Annotated in this window: 19 protein-coding genes and 1 pseudogene; 9 read left to right on the top strand and 11 right to left on the bottom strand. The window is 73.6% G+C overall.

Going from position 1 to position 18,882, the window contains the following annotated elements; translation table 11 throughout:
• Positions 1-15: 15 nt before the first annotated feature.
• Positions 16-1,515 carry a hypothetical protein gene (locus AB0302_RS03415; RefSeq protein WP_366370519.1) on the bottom strand — a complete coding sequence of 500 codons (1,500 nt, stop codon included), beginning with the start codon at positions 1,513-1,515 and terminating at the stop codon, positions 16-18.
• Between the two features lie 136 nt (positions 1,516-1,651).
• Here AB0302_RS03415 and AB0302_RS03410 point away from each other — a divergent pair, with 136 nt between their 5' ends.
• The 3 genes and pseudogenes from AB0302_RS03410 to AB0302_RS03400 form a co-directional block, all read left to right on the top strand.
• Complete coding sequence (locus AB0302_RS03410) at positions 1,652-2,623, top strand: 1,4-dihydroxy-2-naphthoyl-CoA synthase (protein ID WP_366370518.1); 972 nt, start codon at positions 1,652-1,654, stop codon at positions 2,621-2,623.
• Between the two features lie 31 nt (positions 2,624-2,654).
• Positions 2,655-4,220, top strand: a complete 1,566-nt coding sequence (locus AB0302_RS03405; protein ID WP_298714584.1) for a TrkA C-terminal domain-containing protein — start codon at positions 2,655-2,657, stop codon at positions 4,218-4,220.
• 90 nt (positions 4,221-4,310) lie between these two features.
• A pseudogene (locus AB0302_RS03400) lies at positions 4,311-4,871 on the top strand (enoyl-CoA hydratase-related protein); the annotation flags it as partial.
• Here the strand turns inward: AB0302_RS03400 and AB0302_RS03395 are convergent.
• Positions 4,862-5,488, bottom strand: a complete 627-nt coding sequence (locus AB0302_RS03395; protein WP_319073901.1) for a GNAT family protein — start codon at positions 5,486-5,488, stop codon at positions 4,862-4,864. The pseudogene AB0302_RS03400 and the gene AB0302_RS03395 overlap by 10 nt on opposite strands.
• Before the next feature lie 43 nt (positions 5,489-5,531).
• On the opposite strand from AB0302_RS03395, the gene AB0302_RS03390 reads away from it, so the two are divergent.
• Together AB0302_RS03390 and AB0302_RS03385 are read left to right on the top strand one after the other, a co-directional pair.
• Positions 5,532-6,758 (top strand): AMP-binding protein, encoded by a 1,227-nt coding sequence (locus tag AB0302_RS03390; RefSeq protein WP_366370517.1) that lies wholly within the window; start codon positions 5,532-5,534, stop codon positions 6,756-6,758.
• A 366-nt stretch (positions 6,759-7,124) separates the two neighbouring features.
• Positions 7,125-7,997 (top strand): 1,4-dihydroxy-2-naphthoate polyprenyltransferase, encoded by an 873-nt coding sequence (locus tag AB0302_RS03385; RefSeq protein WP_319073897.1) that lies wholly within the window; start codon positions 7,125-7,127, stop codon positions 7,995-7,997.
• Between the two features lie 16 nt (positions 7,998-8,013).
• Here AB0302_RS03385 and AB0302_RS03380 read toward each other — a convergent pair whose 3' ends face one another.
• Positions 8,014-8,286, bottom strand: a complete 273-nt coding sequence (locus AB0302_RS03380; RefSeq protein ID WP_248118005.1) for a DUF4229 domain-containing protein — start codon at positions 8,284-8,286, stop codon at positions 8,014-8,016.
• Between the two features lie 43 nt (positions 8,287-8,329).
• Between AB0302_RS03380 and AB0302_RS03375 the strand changes: the two genes are divergently transcribed.
• Entirely contained in the window at positions 8,330-8,716 is a 387-nt protein-coding gene (locus tag AB0302_RS03375) for a PLDc N-terminal domain-containing protein (RefSeq protein WP_248118003.1), read from the top strand.
• 7 nt (positions 8,717-8,723) lie between these two features.
• Here the strand turns inward: AB0302_RS03375 and ccsB are convergent, their stop codons facing one another.
• From ccsB to AB0302_RS03350, 5 genes are all read right to left on the bottom strand, one after another.
• The gene (ccsB, locus tag AB0302_RS03370) at positions 8,724-9,827 is read right to left on the bottom strand and encodes a c-type cytochrome biogenesis protein CcsB (protein WP_248118001.1); all 1,104 of its coding nucleotides are present in this window, start codon (positions 9,825-9,827) and stop codon (positions 8,724-8,726) included.
• A gap of 2 nt (positions 9,828-9,829) precedes the next feature.
• Positions 9,830-11,557: a cytochrome c biogenesis protein ResB gene (locus tag AB0302_RS03365; protein ID WP_319073894.1), complete on the bottom strand. Its 1,728-nt coding sequence runs from the start codon at positions 11,555-11,557 to the stop codon at positions 9,830-9,832.
• A complete protein-coding gene (locus AB0302_RS03360; protein ID WP_248117997.1) occupies positions 11,554-12,315 on the bottom strand; it encodes a cytochrome c biogenesis CcdA family protein in 762 nt (253 codons plus the stop codon). Before AB0302_RS03360 ends, AB0302_RS03365 begins: the two co-directional genes overlap by 4 nt.
• 16 nt (positions 12,316-12,331) lie before the next feature.
• Entirely contained in the window at positions 12,332-12,943 is a 612-nt protein-coding gene (locus tag AB0302_RS03355; protein ID WP_248118019.1) for a TlpA disulfide reductase family protein, read from the bottom strand.
• A 127-nt stretch (positions 12,944-13,070) separates the two neighbouring features.
• Positions 13,071-13,745, bottom strand: coding sequence for a histidine phosphatase family protein (locus AB0302_RS03350; RefSeq protein WP_248117995.1), 675 nt, complete (start codon positions 13,743-13,745; stop codon positions 13,071-13,073).
• 140 nt (positions 13,746-13,885) lie between these two features.
• On the opposite strand from AB0302_RS03350, the gene AB0302_RS03345 reads away from it, so the two are divergent.
• The gene (locus AB0302_RS03345; RefSeq protein ID WP_319073891.1) at positions 13,886-14,623 is read left to right on the top strand and encodes a hypothetical protein; all 738 of its coding nucleotides are present in this window, start codon (positions 13,886-13,888) and stop codon (positions 14,621-14,623) included.
• Positions 14,624-14,643: 20 nt separating this feature from the next.
• On the opposite strand, the gene AB0302_RS03340 is transcribed toward AB0302_RS03345, so the two are convergent.
• The 3 genes from AB0302_RS03340 to AB0302_RS03330 form a co-directional block, all read right to left on the bottom strand.
• Complete coding sequence (locus AB0302_RS03340) at positions 14,644-14,907, bottom strand: glutaredoxin family protein (RefSeq protein WP_248117992.1); 264 nt, start codon at positions 14,905-14,907, stop codon at positions 14,644-14,646.
• Between the two features lie 83 nt (positions 14,908-14,990).
• Entirely contained in the window at positions 14,991-15,089 is a 99-nt protein-coding gene (locus AB0302_RS03335) for an AURKAIP1/COX24 domain-containing protein (protein WP_003792170.1), read from the bottom strand.
• A 139-nt stretch (positions 15,090-15,228) separates the two neighbouring features.
• The gene (locus AB0302_RS03330; protein WP_319073889.1) at positions 15,229-16,482 is read right to left on the bottom strand and encodes an acetoin utilization protein AcuC; all 1,254 of its coding nucleotides are present in this window, start codon (positions 16,480-16,482) and stop codon (positions 15,229-15,231) included.
• 138 nt (positions 16,483-16,620) lie between these two features.
• Between AB0302_RS03330 and AB0302_RS03325 the strand changes: the two genes are divergently transcribed.
• Entirely contained in the window at positions 16,621-18,171 is a 1,551-nt protein-coding gene (locus tag AB0302_RS03325) for a potassium transporter TrkG (protein ID WP_319073888.1), read from the top strand.
• A complete protein-coding gene (locus AB0302_RS03320) occupies positions 18,164-18,838 on the top strand; it encodes a TrkA family potassium uptake protein (protein ID WP_298712653.1) in 675 nt (224 codons plus the stop codon). Before AB0302_RS03325 ends, AB0302_RS03320 begins: the two co-directional genes overlap by 8 nt.
• Positions 18,839-18,882: the final 44 nt, after the last annotated feature.

The following is an 18,882-nucleotide window of genomic DNA, read 5'->3' as shown; positions in this document are numbered from 1 at the left end:
ACAACCGCAGCGGGGTCAGCCCTCCTCGGGAAGGCGCAGGCGCTCGGGCAGGTGGGCGAGCACGAGCGACCGCAGGCGTTCGGCATTCTTGAACAGGGACAGGGGGATGTCGCCGCCCGATCCGTCCCGGGCTTCGAGGGTCAGCACCTCGGTTCCGTGCTCGTCCCGGCCCAGGGACCAGGCGACGACGTCGTCCCACGGGATGCCGAGGGAACCGTCGACGAAGTCCAGGCCGATCCCCTCCGCGCCCACGGTGCAGCGGAGCCGGAACCCTCCCATCCGGGCCGCCCAGCCGGGGCGGAACTCCTCACCGGCTACGACCGGGCCGTCGTCGACCTCGACATGCGGGAACATGAGGGCCTCCGCGCCGAGCAGCTGGCCCTCCTCGCGGCCGGCCGGCGGGAACCCGACCAGCAGCGTGTCCTCCAGCCGCGAGAGGAGACGGGCGATCTCGGCGTCCGGCACGGTCTGGACGGCCCGCGCGTCGACGCCCTCCATGGAGGGGTGGCCCAGGAACCGGCTCTGATGATCGTGGAAATGCATGTCCACGGCGGTCGCCCCGGCCTCGTCGGCCTCGTACTCCTGCGCCGCCCGCTGCCGTTCGTCGTCATGGGCGCCACCGTCGCGCAGGCCGCGCAGGATCCCCAGGACACCCTGCACGGCGGGCACGGCGTCCTTCTCGGCGCACCGCACCACCACGGTGAGGAGGCCATGTCGTCCCAGGACGGCGGTGTCCACGGTGACGTCGTCGACGATCCCCTGCTCCTGCCGCAGAGTCCGGAACACCCGCGCGCGGAGGACGGAGAGCAGCAGGACGAGGGCTGCGGGGGAGGTGTCGTGGACGTCGTCGAGCACAAATGAGACCGAGGGCTCCTCCCCTCCGGAGAGGTACTCGGCCGGGTACCGCCGCTCCAGGAACGGGATCTCCGGCAGGGGCCGGCGTGCGCCGGGCGGCAGGGGGAGCCGGAGCGTCTCCGGCGCCGGTCCGCTGAGCACCAGCATCGCGTTGCCGGCCGTGAACCGCGTGCCGGCCCAGTCGGCGACCTCCGCCGGCGTGATCCGGGCGAGGAAGCGGGCGGGCACCACCCCGAGCCCGAAGCCCGCGGCCCCAAGACGGTGGTGGAGGTGCTCGGCCGCGTGGGGTCCGTCGGCCATGGGGCCTCCGCCCTCGGCCTCGAGCACCCGCCGGGCGTGGGCCAGCTCCGCGTCGGAGACGCCGCCGACGGCGAGGGCGGAGAGCCGGGCGCAGATCCGCTCGAGGCGGTCGGCGACCCGCTCCGGCGTCCCCCTCACGCGCAGGACGGTGTAGGTCATGGCCGATTCGCCGTCGACGTCCGGCTCGAGCCCCTCCACCCCGTCGAGTGCGAGGTGCTCCAGCAGGTGGGACAGGCCCAGCGTGGAGACCGTCTCGTCCGCGGCACCGACCCGGAACAGCAGGTCGGCGGTGAGCGGGCCCTCGGCGTCGAGGTGGTGCACCTCGACGCCGTCGACGCGCCGGGCGTGGGTCGCAGACATCGCGGTCCTTCCTTCGGGCTCGGCGGCCCCCCCGGGGGATCGTGGTCACCTCCCGCGCCGGCCGCGGCCCGAGCGTTCCCACGGGCTGGGCAGAAGTCAAGCACGCCCCGTCAAGAGCCTCACTAGACTCGACGCCATGACCGAGCAGACCGCCTCCTCCCGCGACCGCCTCCCCGAGAAGGTCTCCGACCTCTTCGACCCGACGCGCTGGCGCGTGGTCGAGGGCTTCGACTTCGAGGACATGACCTACCACCGGCAGGTGGAGCGCGACGCCGACGGCCGCTGGGTGCGCGACCTGCCCACGGTGCGCATCGCCTTCGACCGCCCCGAGGTCCGCAACGCCTTCCGCCCGGGCACCGTGGACGAGCTCTACCGCGCCCTGGACCACGCCCGCATGACCCCGGACGTCGGGACGATCCTGCTCACCGGCAACGGCCCCTCCCCCAAGGACGGCGGCCACGCCTTCTGCTCCGGCGGCGACCAGCGCATCCGCGGCCGCGACGGCTACCGCTACGCCGAGGGGGACACGGCGGAGACCATCGACCCCGCCCGCGCCGGACGCCTCCACATCCTCGAGGTCCAGCGCCTGATGCGCACCTCCCCCAAGGCGATCATCGCCGTCGTGAACGGGTGGGCCGCCGGCGGCGGCCACTCGCTGCACGTGGTCGCGGACCTCACCCTCGCCTCCCGCGAGCACGGGAAGTTCAAGCAGACCGACGCCACCGTGGGCTCCTTCGACGCCGGCTACGGCTCGGCCCTGCTCGCCCGGCAGGTGGGCCAGAAGCGGGCGCGGGAGATCTTCTTCACGGCGCGCGAGTACTCGGCCGAGGAGATGGTGGCCATGGGTGCCGTCAACGAGGCCGTGGACCACGAGCGCCTCGAGGAGGTCGCCCTCGAGTACGCCGCGGACATCAACCGTCAGTCCCCGCAGGCCATCCGCATGCTCAAGTTCGCGTTCAACCTTCCCGACGACGGCATGGCCGGCCAGCAGGTGTTCGCGGGTGAGGCCACGCGCATGGCCTACATGACGGACGAGGCCGTGGAGGGCCGGGACGCGTTCCTGCAGAAGCGCGACCCGGACTGGTCCGCCTTCCCGTACCACTTCTGACCGACCACCACGGCAGGACGGAGACCCGCCCATGCTCGCACTGCTCAACGACCAGCCCATCCTCGTCCTCATGGCCACCGTCGCCCTGGGCGCCGCCGTCGGCACCATCCCCCTGGGCAAGATCCGCCTCGGCGCCTCGGGAGCCCTGTTCGTGGGCCTGCTCGTCGGGGCGGTGCTGCCCGACGTCGGCGACCGGCTGGCCTTGTTCCAGAGCTTCGGCCTGGCCCTGTTCGCCTACCTGATCGGGCTCGGCGCCGGCAAGGTGTTCTTCCGGGACCTGCGCCGCAACCTGCCCCTGATGCTGGCCGCCGTCGTCGTGGTGATCCTCACCGCCTTCACGGTGCACCCGCTGGCCGCGCTGCTCAACCTGGACCTGCCGACGGCGATCGGCGTGTGGACGGGTTCGCTCACCGCGACGCCGGCGATGGCGCTGGCGAACCAGCTCACCGGCGGGCAGGCCCCGGCCGTGGGCTACGGGCTGTCCTACCTGGTGGGTGTGGTCGGCACCATCATCGCGATCACCCTGCTCGCCGCCCGCCCGTGGAGCAGTTCCCCGCGCGATCCGGCGCCGGTGACCGACGGCAAGCTGCGCTTCACCGCCGTGACCGCCACCTCCGCCCTCGCCGTGCGGGACATCCCGGGGATCGCCGAGGGACTGCTGCGCGTGGTCGCGCTGCGCCGCGGCGGCGTGGCCCGGATCGCCGGCTCCGCCGACCGGATCGAACCCGGGGACAAGGTCGTCCTGGACGGCACGGAGAAGAACATCGACGAGGCCGTGCAGGCCTTCGGCCGCCGCACCGACGCCGACCCGGCGCGGGTGATGACCCCGCTGCAGACCTCCATGGTCATCGTCACGGCCCGCGCCCTGGCCGACCGCCGCCTGGGCACGCTGTCCCTGCGCGAGCGCTTCGGCACCGACGTCGCCCGGCTGCGGCGCGACGACGTCGAGTCGCTGGCCACCCCGCAGACCGAGCTCAAGGTCGGCGACCGGGTGCTCATCGTCACCACCGCGCCGCGGATGGAGGCGGTGCGCGACTTCTTCGGCAACTCGACGCGCGGGCTCTCGAACCTGGACTGGATCTCCCTGGGCACGGGCATGGCGCTGGGCTACCTGCTGGGCATGGTGACGATCCCGCTTCCGGGCGGGGCCTCCTTCTCCCTCGGCCCGGCGGCCGGGTGCATCCTCGTCGGCCTCGCCCTCGGTGCGATCGGCCGAACGGGACCCACGGTGTGGGAGCCGTCCACGGAGATCGCGCTGACGCTGCGGCAGTTCGGCCTCATGCTCTTCCTAGGCGTGGTGGGCTTGGCCGCCGGCCCGGCGTTCATCGAGACGGTGTTCACCCGGGTCGGCGGGCTGGCCATCCTGATGTCCGCCGTGCTCACCGCGCTGACCGCGGCCCTGCTCATCGCCGCGGCACGGCTGCTGGGGCAGTCCGTGGATCGCACCTACGGGGCGCTGGCGGGCATCACGGGCCAGCCGGCAATCCTGGACTACGCGCTCTCCCGGTCCACCGACGCCCGCGTGACCGAGGGGTACGCCCAGCTGTTCGCGCTGATCATGGTGGTCAAGATCGCCACCGTGCCGTTCATGCTCTGACCGGCCGGGCGGATCCGGTCCGCCGGGCGGGTCCGTCCGACCGTCGGGCCTCCTCCACTCGGGGCCATGCCCGCCACCGCCGACGCCCTCGCCCGCGCCGGACGCCTCCACATCCTCGAGGTCCAGCGCCTGATGCGCACCTCCCCCGAGGCGATCATCGCCGTCGTGAACGGCTGGGCGGCCGGCGGCAGCCACTCGCTCCACGTGGTCGCGGACCTCACCCTCGCCTCCCGCCAGCACGGGAAGTTCAAGCAGACGGACGCCACGGTGGGCTCCTTCGACGCCGGCTACGGCTCGGCGCTGCTGGCCCGCCAGGTGGGCCAGAAGCGCGCCCGCGAGATCGTCTTCGCCGCCCGCGAATACTCCGCCGAGCAGATGGCGGAGTTCGGGGCCGTCAACCAGGCCGTGGACCACGAGCGCCTCGAGGAGGTGGCCCTCGAGTACGCCGCGGACATCAACGCGCAGTCCCCGCAGGCCATCCGCATGCTCAAGTTCGCGTTCAACCTGCCCGACGACGGCATGGCCGGCCAGCAGGTGTTCGCCGGCGAGGCCACGCGCATGGCCTACATGACGGACGAGGCCGTGGAGGGCCGGGACGCGTTCCTGCAGAAGCGCGAACCGGACTGGACGCCGTTCCCCTACTACTTCTGAGCCCGGCGCCCCACGCGGAACTCGAGGCCCTTCCTCACTGCGGGCCACTCCGCGGCGACGACGGAGTAGACCACCGTGTCCCGCACGTAGCCGTTGCGCTGTGCCTGCTGGCGCAGCACCCCGTCCCGCTTGGCACCGAGCCGCTCGATCGCCGCGCGGGACTGCATGTTCATCCAGTCCGTGCGGAACTCGACGGCCGCGACGCCCCAGACCTCGAAGGCGTGGCCGAGCAGGAGCAGCTTGGCATCGGCGTTCGTCCCCGTGCCGGAGGCGGAGGCCGCGTTCCAGGTGCTGCCGACCTCCACGCGGGGCACGGAACGGTCGATGTTCATGAACGTCGTCATGCCGATGACCCGCCCGTCGGAGAGCCGACGGGTGGCGAAGGGGACCATGGACCCGGCCTCCTGCAGGGCCAGGCGACGGTCGATCTCCGCGGCCATGCCCTCGGGGGTGGGCACGGCGGTGTACCAGAGCTCCCACTGCCGGCCGTCCTGCACCGCCTCGACGAGCTCGTCGTGGTGGTCGTGGCTCAGCGGCTCCAGCCGGACGAGGCGGCCGGTGAGCGTGACGGGGCCGATCTCGGCGGCGGGCGTGGCGGCGGTGTCCGGGGCGGTCATGCGTGAAGCCTAGAGCGTCCCCGCCCACGATTACCGTGGTCTCATGCCGCTGACCCCCGACGCCCTGGCCACTGCCCGCTCCGCCCTCGCCACGGCGTTCGACGGCGGCGCGCCCGTCGAGTTCACGGCGGACGGCACCGTGGCCCTGCGCCCCCAGGCCCGCGATCCGGCGCGCTGCGGCCACCCGGACGCCGTCGCCGTCGTCCGCACGTCCGGCTCGACGGGCACGCCGAAGCAGATCGTCCTGACCCGCGGCGCCCTGCGCGCCTCGGCCGCCGCCACCGCGCAGCGGCTCGGCGGGGAGGGCACGGGCGGCGAGGGGCACTGGCTCCTCGCGGTCGGCGTCCACTACGTGGCCGGCCTGGCCGTGCTCTCCCGCACCATCGCGGCCGGCACCGCGCCCGTCGCGCTGCCGCACGGCCCGTTCACGCCCGCCGCCTTCGCCGCAGGGGCCGCCCGCCTCCCGGACGACGGCGGCCCGCGCTTCGTCTCGCTCGTCCCCACCCAGCTCGCCCGGCTCCTGGCGCCCGGAGCCGACCCGGCCGGCGTGGCGGCGCTGCGCGCCTTCGACCGCGTGCTGGTGGGCGGGGCGCGCCTGGCCCCCGAGCTGCGCGCGTCCGCCGAGGCCGCCGGTGTGAGTGTCACCGCGACCTACGGCATGGCGGAGACGTGCGGCGGCTGCGTGTACGACGGCGTCCCGCTGCCCGGCGTCACGGCGGACACCGTCCCGTCCGACCCCGCCGACCCAGCCGCCAGTCCGCGGGTGCGCCTCGCCGGGCCCATGGTGGCCGCCGGCTACCTCGACGACCCCGTCCGCACCGCGGCGCACTTCCCGCGCGGCGCGGACGGCGCCCCCGCCTTCCTCACCGAGGACACGGGCACGGTGTCCGGCACCCCCGACGGCGGCACGCGCCTGTCCGTCACCGGGCGCCTGGACGACGTCGTCATCACGGGCGGTGTGAAGGTCTCGGCCGCCGCGGTGGCCGCCGCGCTCGAGGCGCACCCGGGCGTCGCGGCCGCCCACGTGGCGGGCGTGGCCGATCCCGAGTGGGGGCAGCGGCTGTGCGCGGCGGTGGTGCCGGCCGAGGGCGACGTCCTCCCCGGCGGGGCCCTCCCCGCGGCCCTCGAGGATGAGCTGCGCTCCCGCGTGCGCACCGGGCTCGGGCCGGCCGCCGTCCCGAAGACGTGGCTGGCCCTCGACGCGCTGCCACTGCTGAGCACCGGGAAGACGGACCGGCAGGAGCTCACCCGGCGGTTCGCCGAGGCGTGACGCTGCCTCTCCCCGGAGCGGCAGCCGGGACACGGATGACGCCGTCCGCGCGGTGGGGGAGCCGGCCAGGGCGGAGCTCGGCCCGGGGAGGCGGAGGGCGCAGGCCGTGGCCGCCCGGATGGGCCGCGCGTCATCCCAGGTCGCCCCCTGAGGCCGACGTCATCACCCTCGGCCTCCTCTCCACCCCCCAGCACGGCTACGCTGAGTTCGCAGTCCCCCCGTTCGAGGCGTTCGTGAAGTGCGCCATCCCCGAGCCGGACGTCCCCCCACCGCGTCGACGTCGCACGCGTCCCCTCGCTGACCCGCCTCGCACCGCCCCGCATCGCATCGCCCCGCATCGCATCGTCTCCAGGAGGTCCCCCGACCATGTCCGCCTCGCTCTCCCAGTGGGTCGCCGCCGCGCGCCTGCGCACGCTGCCGATGGCGGTGGCGCCCGTGATCGTCGGCTCGGCCGCCGCGGCGGACCTCGGGTCCCTCCACGTGGGCCGCGCCCTGCTCGCGCTCGTGGTCTCGCTCGCCCTGCAGGTGGGCGTGAACTACGCCAACGACTACTCCGACGGCATCCGCGGCACCGACGACGACCGGGTGGGCCCCTTCCGCCTCACGGCGTCCAAGCTCGTTCCCGCGAAGCATGTGAAGCTCGCCGCGTTCGCCTGCTTCGCGCTGGCGATGCTCGCCGGGCTGTGGCTCGTGCTGCTGGCCGGCCAGTGGTGGCTGATCGCCGTGGGCCTGCTGTGCGTGGCGGCCGCGTGGTACTACACGGGCGGCAAGAAGCCCTACGGCTACCTGGGCCTGGGCGAGGTGTTCGTGTTCGTGTTCTTCGGCCTCGTGGCGGTGCTCGGCACCACGTACACCCAGGCGGGCACGGTCTCCGGCCTGACCTGGGCCGGCGCCGTGGGCTGCGGGCTGATCTCCACGGCACTGCTCATGGTGAACAACATCCGGGACATCCCCACGGACCGCGCGGCCGGCAAGATGACCCTGGCCGCCCGCATCGGGGACGCCCCGGCCCGCGCATCCTACGCCGTCATGCTGGCGGTCGCCGTGCTGCTGCCGCTGCTGTTCGTGGACTCCCACCCGTGGATGCTGCTCGTGCTGCTGGCGGCGGCGCTCGCCGTCCGTCCGGCCCGCACGGTGCTGCGCGCCCAGGACCGCCGCCGGCTCATCCCCGTGCTGCGCGCGACGGGCGTCATCGGCCTGCTCTACGCGATCACCTTCGCGCTCGGCGCGGCCCTCTGACCGGTGCCGGGGCTCGTCAGCCCCGGAAGCGTCCCTCGGTGTAGGCGTCCTCGGCGTCCGCGTCGGTCTGCTCGATCCGGCCGCGCCGCCCGGGCCGGCCCTCCCACGCGGCCGCGAGGTCCTGCGTGGCGCCCAGGCGCAGCCGTGTGAGGAAGAGGTAGCTGATCGCGAAGGTCAGCACCGCGGCCACGATCGTGGACATCACCAGTCCCAGGCCCAGCCAGAGGCTGACGCCCCAGACGGCGAAGAACAGGAGCACGCGGACGAGGCCGTAGAGGAAGAGACGCACCCTTCCATTCTAGGAGCGCTCCGCCGCCGAATAGACTGGACCGATGGGCCGCTTCCTCATCCCCGCCGCGATCGTCCTCGTCGGCCTCACCCTGTACGCCCTCTTCGAGGCGCTGCTCACCCCGGCGCACCAGGTGCGCTCGATGCCCAAGTGGGCGTGGGTGGCCGTCGTCGTGCTGGTCCCGCTCGTGGGGCCCCTGCTGTGGCTGTGCCTCGGCCGCGCCCGCCCGGCGGGCGCCACGGGCCGCCCCCCCGCCCGTCCCGCCTCCCCCGACGACGACGAGGACTTCCTGCGCACCCTGCGCACCCAGCGTCGTCAGGCCGAGCGGGAGCGCGAGCTGGACCGGCGGGACGCCGAGCTGCGCGCCCGCGAGGAGGAGCTGCGCCGCCGCCGGGAGACGGGTCAGGAGCCGGACGGTCCCGAGGCCTGACCTCCGGTCAGCTCGGCAGGCCCGCGTACGAGTGCAGGCCGGGGAAGAACTTGTTGACGATCGTGTAGTTGAACACGATGCAGGCGAAGCCCACGATGCTCAGCCACGCGGCGCGGGAGCCGGTCCAGCCGCGGGTGGCGCGGGCGTGCAGGTACGCCGCGTAGACCACCCAGATCACGAAGGACCAGACCTCCTTGGTGTCCCAGTTCCAGTAGCGCCCCCACGAGGCCTCGGCCCAGATGGCGCCGGCGATCACGGTGAAGGTCCACATCACGAAGGCGACCGCGTTGAGGCGGTAGGACCAGTTCTCGAGCGCGAAGGCCGAGGGCACGAGGCGCAGGAAGGACCAGGAGTGCTCTCCCGCGGCGGCCCGCCGCTCGGCGCGGTCCTGCAGGAGCTGGAGCACGGACATGGCGGCGGTCAGCGCGAAGAGAGAGCTGGCCAGCACGGCGATGGACACGTGGATCACGAGCCACGGCGACTGCAGCGGCGGCTGGAGGTGGCCCACCGGCGTCGGGAAGCCCATGGTGGCGGCGCACATCATGGCCACCACGAGGCCCGTGACGAAGGAGCCCACGAAGCGCAGATCCTTGCGGATCAGGAACGCGAGGTACACCGTCACGATGACGAGCGCGCCCGTGGTCATGAACTCGTAGAGGTTGCCCCACGGCACGCGGTGCGCGGCGATGCTGCGGGCGACCACGGCGAAGGCGTGCAGGGCCCAGCCGATCGCGAGCACGGCCACGGCCACGTTGGCGACGGGGCGGCGGCCCGTGCCGGTGTAGTCCATGTCCTCGTCCACGAGGCCGTTGCCGGCTCCCGCGTGGCGCGTCTCGGCGGGCAGGGCGGTGGTGCCGGAGCCGCCGACCGTGCCGTTGGCGGCGGAGCGGGCGCCGACGCCGGCCGGCTCCCGCGTCGCCGCGGGGACGACGCCGGCCGTGCCGCGCTCGGCCGCGAGCTGGGTCTCGATTCGACGGATGGTGGAGGAGGAGATCGCCATGTCGACGGCGAAGAGGATGAAGGCCGCCGCGTAGACGAGGGCGGCGATGAGCATGAACAGGTCGCTGTACTGCGCCAGCTGCTCGTTCACGGGTGCCGTGGGGTTGTACACAGTCAGGCTCCTGAGGCGGGATGGGTGATGCCGGGGTCGGCGTGGGGGGCGCGGGGCGCGGCCGTCGCGGCCACCGCGCCGGAGGGGTCGGGCCGGTGCTCCTCGGCGTCCGGCGCGGAGACGGGCCACATGCGGTCCATGGCCGCGCGCAGGGCGAGGTGCTCCTCGCGCAGCCCGAACTCCTCGCCGCGGGCGAGGAGGGCGTACTCGACGCGGGTGCGGCCGTCGTCGCCGACGGCGGCGCGCACCCACGCGCGGCGGCGCCGCACGAACAGGCTGGTGGCGAGGCCGAGCAGGGCCGTCACGGCGAACAGGCCCACGCCCCACTTGCCCGGGTCGTAGTGGATGTCCACGCCCACATAGCGGCGGACGCCGTCGAAGCTGATCGAGCCCTTGCCGTCCGGCAGCTGGTGGGTCTGCCCCGGGGTCAGCGTGATGCCGCCGTTCTCGCTCTTGCGGCTGTTCAGCTCGGTGAGGGACTCGGTGTCGAGCACGTACACGTTCTGCGGCACGCCGCGGTCCAGGCCGAGGTCCCCGGCGTACGAGTTGAGGATCAGCGTCGGGTTCAGCAGCTCGGGGTCCACCGAGACCTGCACCCCGGAGCCCGTGGGGTCGTCCGCCGCGGGCATGAACTGGCCCACGAAGCCCAGCTGCTCCGGCCGCGCGTCGGGCGCCTTGACCACGGCCATCGAGTTGAAGTTCTGGTCCTGCACGCGGGTGACCACGGGGCCCTGGAAGGCGATGTCCCCGTTGCCGTCCCGCACGGTGACCACCGGGGCGTAGCCGTTGCCCATGAGGTAGACGCGGGCGCCGTCCACGGAGAGCGGGTGGTTGACCTTCAGGATCTCCTCGTGGGCCTCGCCGCCGGCGCCCTCGCGGACCTCCATCACGGCCGTGTAGTCGAGCGGCTGGCCCCAGTGCGCCTCGGACTGGCGCTCGAACCGCGCGTCGAAGGACGTCAGCGCCAGGGAGAAGGGCTGCAGGCTGTTCGGGTCGAAGCGGGCGCCCGGCGTGAAGGAGTCGTAGGCCACGAGGTTGTTGGCGAAGCCCTCCCCCTCCACGATGATCTTCTGCCCCGTGTACTTGGTCATGCCGCCGTACGCCATGAACACGAGCACGCCGATGAGCGAGAGGTGGAACAGGATGTTGCCGATCTCCCGGACGTAGCCGCGCTCCGCCCCCACGGACGCGCCGCCTTCCTCGGGCCGGTACTCCACGCGGTAGCGGCGCCTCTTCAGCCAGGCCTGCGCCTGCCGGACGGCGTCCTCGGGGGCGGGGCCGCCCTCCTCGAGCACCACGACGCCGGACTCCGGCAGCCGCTCGAGGCGGCGCGGTGTGCGCGCCGGGGGCTGGCGCAGGGCGTGGGCGTGCTTGACGGCGCGGGGCCACACGCAGCCCACGAGGGAGATGAACAGCAGCAGGTAGATGGCGGAGAACCAGGCGGAGGTGTAGACGTCGAAGAACTGCAGCGCGTCCAGCACCGGGCCCCAGAACGGGTTGTCCTCGATCCAGCGGTCCACCACCTCGGGGCCCGCGCGGCGCTGCGGCACGAGGGAGCCGGGCACGGCGGCCACGGCCAGCAGGAGCAGCAGCATGAGCGCCGTGCGCATGCTCGTCAGCTGCGTCCACATCCAGCGCAGGGTCCCGGCCAGCCCGAGCGAGGGGAGGGCGACGTCCCGCGCGCGGGCGGGCTGGGGGGCCGAGGAGCCGTGGCCCGTCGAGGAGCTCACAGGGGCATCTCCCATTCGTTCGCGAACCAGAACTGCAGCTGGGTGGTCCACACGGTCCACACCCCGGTGGCCATGAGCAGCCCGAGGAGGATCAGCAGGGCGCCGCCCAGGCGCATGATGAGCACGCGGTGCGTGCGGAAGAAGGCCAGGGCCCGCAGGCCACGCTCCATGCCCAGGGCGATCAGCACGAACGGCACGCCGAGGCCGAGGCAGTAGAGGAAGGCCAGGAGCGCGGCGCGGCCCAGGGAGCCCTCGCCGCCGCCCACCGTGGACATCGCCAGGACGGCGGCCATCGTGGGGCCGATGCACGGGGCCCAGCCGAGCCCGAAGGTCATGCCGAGCAGGGGGGCGCCGGCCAGGCCCATGCCGGGCTTGGCGTGCACCCGGCGCTCCTGCTGCAGGCGCCCGCCGCCGCCCATGAAGATGACGCCCATCAGCATCACGAGCACGCCGAGCAGGCGGGTGACCCACACGCCGTCGCGCTGCAGCCACAACAGGGCCTGCGTGAACACCACGCTGACGGCCACGAAGACCACCGCGAACCCGAGCACGAAGAGCACCGCCCCGAGGGCGAGGCGCCCGCGACGGCGCGAGGTGAGCACGTCCCCGCCCAGGCCGGTGACGTAGCCGAGGTAGCCGGGCACGAGCGGGAGGACACACGGGGAGAGGAAGGAGACGAGGCCGGCGAGCAGAGCGACCGGCGCCGCGAGCAGGAGGGAGCCCTGCAGGGCGATCTCGGCGAAGGGGTTGTCGCGCATGGGCTCTGCCGGCGGCTCAGGCCGCGGCCTCGTCCACCACGGTCTTGAGCAGCGCCCGGAGCGTGGACTCCTCGATCGCGCCGAGCACGCGGGCGGAGACGCGGCCCTGGGCGTCCAGCACGAGGGTGGACGGCACGGCCTGCGGGGGCACGTAGTCGGTCATGCGCAGCAGGACGTCGCCGCGCGCGTCCTCCACGGAGGGGTAGGGGATCTCGAAGGACCGCTCGAAGGCCTGCGCCGTGGTGGCCGTGTCCCGCACGTTCACGCCGAGGAAGTTCACCCCCTGCGGGGCGAACTCCTCGTGGAGCGAGACCAGGTGGGGCGCCTCGACGCGGCACGGCGCACACGCGGCGTACCAGAAGTTGAGGAGGGCGGGCGCGCCGCGCAGGCTCTCCCCGCTCACGGGCGTGCCGTCGAAGCGCGTCGCGGTGAACTCCACGGGCTCCCCGCGGTCGGCCGGGGCGAACTCGAGCACCGATCCGTCGCCGGCGATGTAGTTCTTGCCGTCCCCGTTGCCGGCCTGAGCGGCCAGGGAGTCATCCCCGCCGGAGCAGGCCGCGAGCACGGGCGCCAGGCCGGCGGCCGTGAGGCCGGCGAGCACGCGACGGCGGGTGAGCGGGGACTGCAGGGTCATGGGCGGGCGCTCCAGGCGAGGCGGACGGGAGGGAGTCGGAGGGCCCCCGCGGGGGCCTGATCGAGTCTACCCTCCGCCCCTGATCCTGACTGAACCCTGGGCGTCAGCCGTCCCGGGGGCCTCAGGCGCCGGGCAGGGAGGAGGCGTCCTTGAGGAGCTCGCGGTTGGGCTCGTGGTACTCGACGCGCGGGGTGGCCCGGCCCTCCTCGAACACGAGGGAGGTCACCGAGGTGAGGGAGCACTCGCGCTGACGCGGATCGTGCCACAGGGGCCGGCCCTCGACCGCGAGGCGGGTGACCCAGATGGGGAGCTGGTGGGAGACGAGGATGGCCTCCGCGCCGGGGCCGAGGGTGTCCACCGCCTCCCCCTTCACGCGGTCCACCACCTCGAGCATGCGCGCGGCCTGCTGGTGGTAGGGCTCGCCCCACGAGGGGCGCAGGGGATTGCGCAGCTTCGGCCAGAGGCGCGGGTCCCGCTTGAGGGAGTCGACCACCTGGGACATCCCCTCGAAGGCGTTCTCGGCCTCGATGAGGTTCGGCTCGGTGAGCAGCGGCCGGGAGAAGGCGCCGGCGATCGGCGCGGCGGTCTGCTGAGCGCGCAGCAGCGGGGAGGCCGCCACCAGGGCCGGATGCCGCCGGATGCGGTTCGCGCGGTGCAGGAACCACTCGGCCACGCCGTCGGCCATCCGGTGCCCCAGCTCCGAGAGGCCGAACCCGTCCAGACGGCCGTAGAGGACGCGGTCGGGGTTGTGGACCTCGCCGTGACGGACGAGGTGGACGGTCGCGATCGTCTGCATGCCACCAGTCTGGCAGACCGGCCGGCCCGGTACGGTGGGGAGCAGCAGCCCGCCGGCGTCGCGAGCGCCGGGCGCACAGGGCTCCCACCGTCCCCGCCGCCGTCGCCCTCCCCGCGGCGGCGCTTCCCCAGGAGGCACCCATGACCGGCTCGACCAATCCCTACGGCCAGAACCCGTACGGCCAGGGCACTCCGTCCGGGCAGGAGCCCGCGGGCGCCGCGAACCCCTACGGGACCGCCCCCGGCGCGCACGAGCAGAACCCGTACGGCCGCCCCGAGGACGGTGCGGCCCCGTGGGGCGCCCAGGCGCCCTCGCCCTCCCCGGCGGCCATGCCGGGCGTGGGCCACCCGCAGGGCGCCGTGCCCGGCGTCGGCATGCCCGCCCCCGCGCGCCCCGGCTCGATCACCGCGGCCTTCTGGCTGATCGTGTCCGCGGGGCTCGTCCAGCTCCTCAGCACCGCGCTCGGCCTGCTCGCCGCGAACACCCCGGAGGGCCGCGCCCTGCTCGAGCAGACCCTGCGGGACGCGGTGGGGCAGGCGGGCCTGCCGGCGGACCAGGCGTCCGAGATGGAAGCCATGATGCTGGGCGCTGTGCCCGCCGTCCTCACGACGACGGCCGTGCTCGGCGTTCTCGGGTTCCTGCTCTACCTGCTGATCGCCGTCAAGATCCGCGGCGGATCCCGGGCCGCCCGCACCGTGGGCACCGTGCTCGCGGTGCTCTCCGTGCTCATGCTGCTCGCCAACCTGGCGATGGGCGCGTTCTCCGTGTTCGAGCTGCTCTGGGTGGGCCTGGGCGTGGCCGGCATCGTCATGGCCTACCGCAAGGACGCCACCGAGTTCATGCGCCTCAAGGCGTGGGAGCGCGCCGGACGCCGCTGACGCCGCCGGCGGCGGGGCTCTCAGGCCGCGTCGAGCAGGCGGCCCAGGCGCGCGGCGTCCACACGCCAGAAGTCGCGCTGGACGCCGTCCACGAACAGCACGGGCACCTCGTCCGCGAACCGCTCGAGCAGCTCGGGGTGGGCCGCGCCGTCCACGGGCTCCCACGTCTGGCCCCGCTCGGCGCACACCTGCGCGACGACGCCGGCCGCCTCCTCGCACAGGTGGCACCCCGGCTTCACGAGGAGCTGGACGCGGGCGGCGGAGGCGGGCAGGTCGGCGGTCATGGCGACCATGCTACGGACACGACGAGGCCGCCCGCTCCTGACGGAACGGGCGGCCTCGCTGGCGCTCTCGACGAGCGCGGGCGTCACTTCTTGTTGCGACGCTGGTGGCGGGTCTTGCGAAGCAGCTTGCGGTGCTTCTTCTTCGCCATGCGCTTGCGGCGCTTCTTGATGACAGATCCCATGGGGACTCCTTGCGTCGGGGTGAGGGTCGGCGGCTGGTGGGGACCGCGGGCATCCGGGCTCCCGGACACGCCGACCCGCATTCCACCGGGTGTGGAACGCATGAAAACGTTCTCGGTCACAATACCGGGCGGACGAGCCTCAGTCGAACCAGGGATCCAGCCCGTGCAGCGGGAAGACCTCCCGGCGGGTGGCCATGATCGACTGGTCCACAGGATCGGCGGGGTCGTAGCCCACCTCCCACGAGCGCCACCACACGTCCGCGTCCTCGCCCATCGTCGTGGGGATCCGCTCGTCCTCCGCGCCCTCGTGCAGGGACATGTCCCCCGTGAGGTCCTCCGACGTGAGCTCCCGGGCGTGGGCCAGCCACTCGGCGGGGATCGGCGCCCGCAGCGGCACCGGCGTCCCCAGCACCGCGGCGGTCAGGTGCGTCCACGCGCGCGGCACCACCTTGAGCGGGTTGTATCCGCCGCCGCCCGTGGCCAGCCACCGGCCGTGCGCGAAGCGCTCCGCCCAGTCCGCCATGTCGAAGGCGAGCTGGCGCTGGCCGTCCACCGTCAGGCGCAGGTCCGCGAGGGGATCGGCGTGGTGGGAGTCGCAGCCGTGCTGGCTCACGATCACGTCCGGGGCGAACGCCTGCAGCAGCGGCGGCACCACGGCGTGCACGGCGCGGAGGAAGCCGGCGTCGCCCGTGCGCGGCGGGACGGCCACGTTGGCCGCGGTCCCCTCCGCCGCAGGCCCGCCGGTCTCGTTGGCGAAGCCCGTGCCCGGGAAGAGGCTCATGCCGGTCTCGTGGACGGAGATCGTCAGGACGCGGGGGTCGTCGTAGAAGATCGCCTGCGTGCCGTCCCCGTGGTGCGCGTCCACGTCCACGTAGGCCACGCGCTCGGCGCCGAGGTCGAGGAGGCGCTGGATGGCCACGGCGCAGTCGTTGTAGATGCAGAACCCCGAGGCCTTGTCCCGCGCGGCGTGGTGCATCCCGCCCGCGAAGTTGACCGCGCGGCTCACGCGCCCGGACCAGACGGCCTCGGCGGCCACGAGCGAGCCTCCCGCGATGCGGGCCGCCGACTCGTGCAGGTCGGGGAACACGGGGCAGTCCTCCGTGCCCAGGCCGTGTGCGGCGTCGTCGGAGGAGGTCTGCGCCGAGGCCGCGCGCACCGCGGCGATGTACTCGCGCCCGTGCACGGCGGCGAGCTCGTCGTCCGTGGCCACCGGGGGCTGCAGGATGCTCACGTGCGGGGCGTCGAGGAGGCCGAGGGCGTCCACGAGGCGGTGGGTGAGGTCCAGCCGCAGGGGTGCCATCGGGTGCTCGGCGCTGAAGCGGTAGCGGAGCAGGCTCGGATCCCACACGACCGCGGCGGGCGTGGGGGCATCGGGCTCGAGGGTGGCACTCATCACGTCCCAGAGTAGATCCCTCGACCGCCCGAGGCCATGGGCGGACGCGCACATGACCGGCGCATGACGGGCGCGGGGCGATACTGGGACGGGCCCGCACGCGGTCCGACACCCGTCACGGCACGCAGGAGGTGCACCATGGGCACTCGCCCCCGGGCCACGGACCCACAGGGCGGACCGGGCCGTGGCGACTGGGCGCCGCGCCGCGCCTCCCTCGACGACGACCCGGCCCGCGTGGGCTTCGCGCGCTCCCGCCGGCGCCCCGCGCCACGGGTGACGCCCCGGCCCGGTGCCGGGTCCAGCCTGGAGCCCTCCGGCGGCCTGGCGACCGCGCTGCACCGCTCCCGGCGCCGCGTCACGGATGCGGTCGGCGGCTCCCCCGCCCGCGCGGCCCTGTCCGCGTTCGCACTCATGTCCCTGCTGTTCACCGCCCTCCTGATGCTCCCCGCGGCCGCCGAGGACGGTCAGGTGACGCCGCTGCACGACGCGATGTTCACGGCCGTCTCCGCGTTCTCGGTGACCGGTCTGACGGCCGTGAACACGGCGGAGCACTGGTCCGTGTTCGGGGACATCGTCATCCTGCTCGCCATCCAGGTCGGCGGCCTCGGCATCCTCTCCATGGCGTCCCTGCTGACGCTCGCCGTCTCCCGCCACCTGGGCGTCAAGTCCAAGCTGAACACGCAGGAGGCGGGCATGACCACGGGCAACGTGGGAGAGGTCGCCCGCCTGCTGCGGGTCGTCGTCCTCACCGTCCTGACGTGCGAGGCAGCCGTGGCCGTGTTCCTCGTGCCGCGCTTCGCGGCGCACTCCGGCTCGTGGCTGACCGGCCTCTGGGAGGGCGTGTTCTACTCCATCAGCGCGTTCAACAACGCGGGGTTCGCCATCCACCCCGGCGGCATCGCGGAGTTCGCGCACGACCCCGTGATCCTCACCGTGATCGCCGTGGGCGTGTTCGCCGGGGCACTGGGCTTCCCCGTGGTCATGGTGCTGATGGACAAGGGGTGGCGCTTCCGCGCGTGGAACCTGCACACCAAGCTCACGGTGGAGGTGACGCTGATCCTGCTGGTGCTGGGCGCCGTCCTGCTCTTCGTCTTCGAGTCCGGCAACCCGCTCACGCAGGGCGACCTGACGTTCTGGGAGCGGGTCGGCCACTCGCTCTTCGGCTCGATCATGACCCGCTCCGGCGGGTTCGCGATCGACAACCCGGACGTGCACCGCCCGGAGTCCCTGCTCCTCATGGACGCCCTCATGTTCGTGGGCGGCGGATCCGCCTCCACCGGCGGCGGCATCAAGGTGACGACGCTGGCGGTCATGTTCCTGGCCATCATGGCCGAGGCGCGCGGCGACCGCGAGGTCACCGCGCATGGCCGCACGATCGCCCCGGAGACCCTCCGCGTGGCCATCTCGGTGCTCGCCCTCGGCGCGACCCTCGTGCTCGTGGCCACCCTCATCCTGGTCTCGATCCTCGACGAGTCGCTGCAGCGGCCCCTCTTCGAGGTGATCTCCGCGTTCGGCACGTGCGGCCTCTCCGTGGGCATCTCCGAGGCCGCGCCGCCGGCCGGCAAGTACCTCCTGACGGCCATGATGTTCGCCGGCCGCGTTGGTACGATCACGTTCGCCGCGGCCCTGGCCCTGCGCTCGCGCCGCGTCCTCTACCGCTACCCCAACGAGAGGCCGATCCTTGGCTGAGCACCAGCGCTCCGATCCCAACGCCCCCGTGCTCGTGGTCGGCCTCGGCCGCTTCGGAGCGGCGACCGCGGAGGAGCTCGTCTCCCAGGGCCGCGAGGTGCTCGCGATCGAGCGGGACCCCGTGCTCGTCCAGCGCTTCGCCCCCACGCTCACCCACGTGGTGGAGGCCGACGCCACCGACGCCGAGGCCCTGCGCCAGCTCGGCGCGCAGGACTTCTCCACCGCCGTCGTGGGCGTGGGCACCTCGATCGAGGCGTCCGTGCTCATCACGGTCAACCTCGTGGACCTCGAGATCCCCCACGTGTGGGTCAAGGCGATCAGCGAGAAGCACGGCACCATCCTGCGGCGGATCGGCGCGAACCACATCATCTTCCCGGAGCACGACGCGGGCGTGCGCGCCGCGCACCTCGTGAACGGCCGCATGATGGACTTCATCGAGTTCGACGACGACTTCGCGATCGTGAAGATGTACCCGCCGTCCGAGTGCGTGGGCTTCACCCTCGGCGAGTCGAACGTGCGCGCCAAGTACGGCGTGACCGTGGTGGGCGTGAAGACCCCCGGCGAGGACTTCACCTACGCCCAGCCGGACACGCGCGTGGGGCCCCGCGACACGCTCATCGTCTCCGGGCACACCGAGCTGATCGACCGTTTCGCCGCCCGCCCCTGAGCCACGGGCCCGCCGGGTGCCCGCGCCGCATCCCGGCCCCCGGC

The sequence above is a fragment of the Micrococcus sp. NPDC078436 genome, assembly GCF_040702705.1.
GTDB lineage: Bacteria > Actinomycetota > Actinomycetes > Actinomycetales > Micrococcaceae > Micrococcus.
The sequence above is the reverse complement of the archived record's forward strand: the minus strand, read 5'-3'. Positions and strand labels throughout refer to the sequence as shown.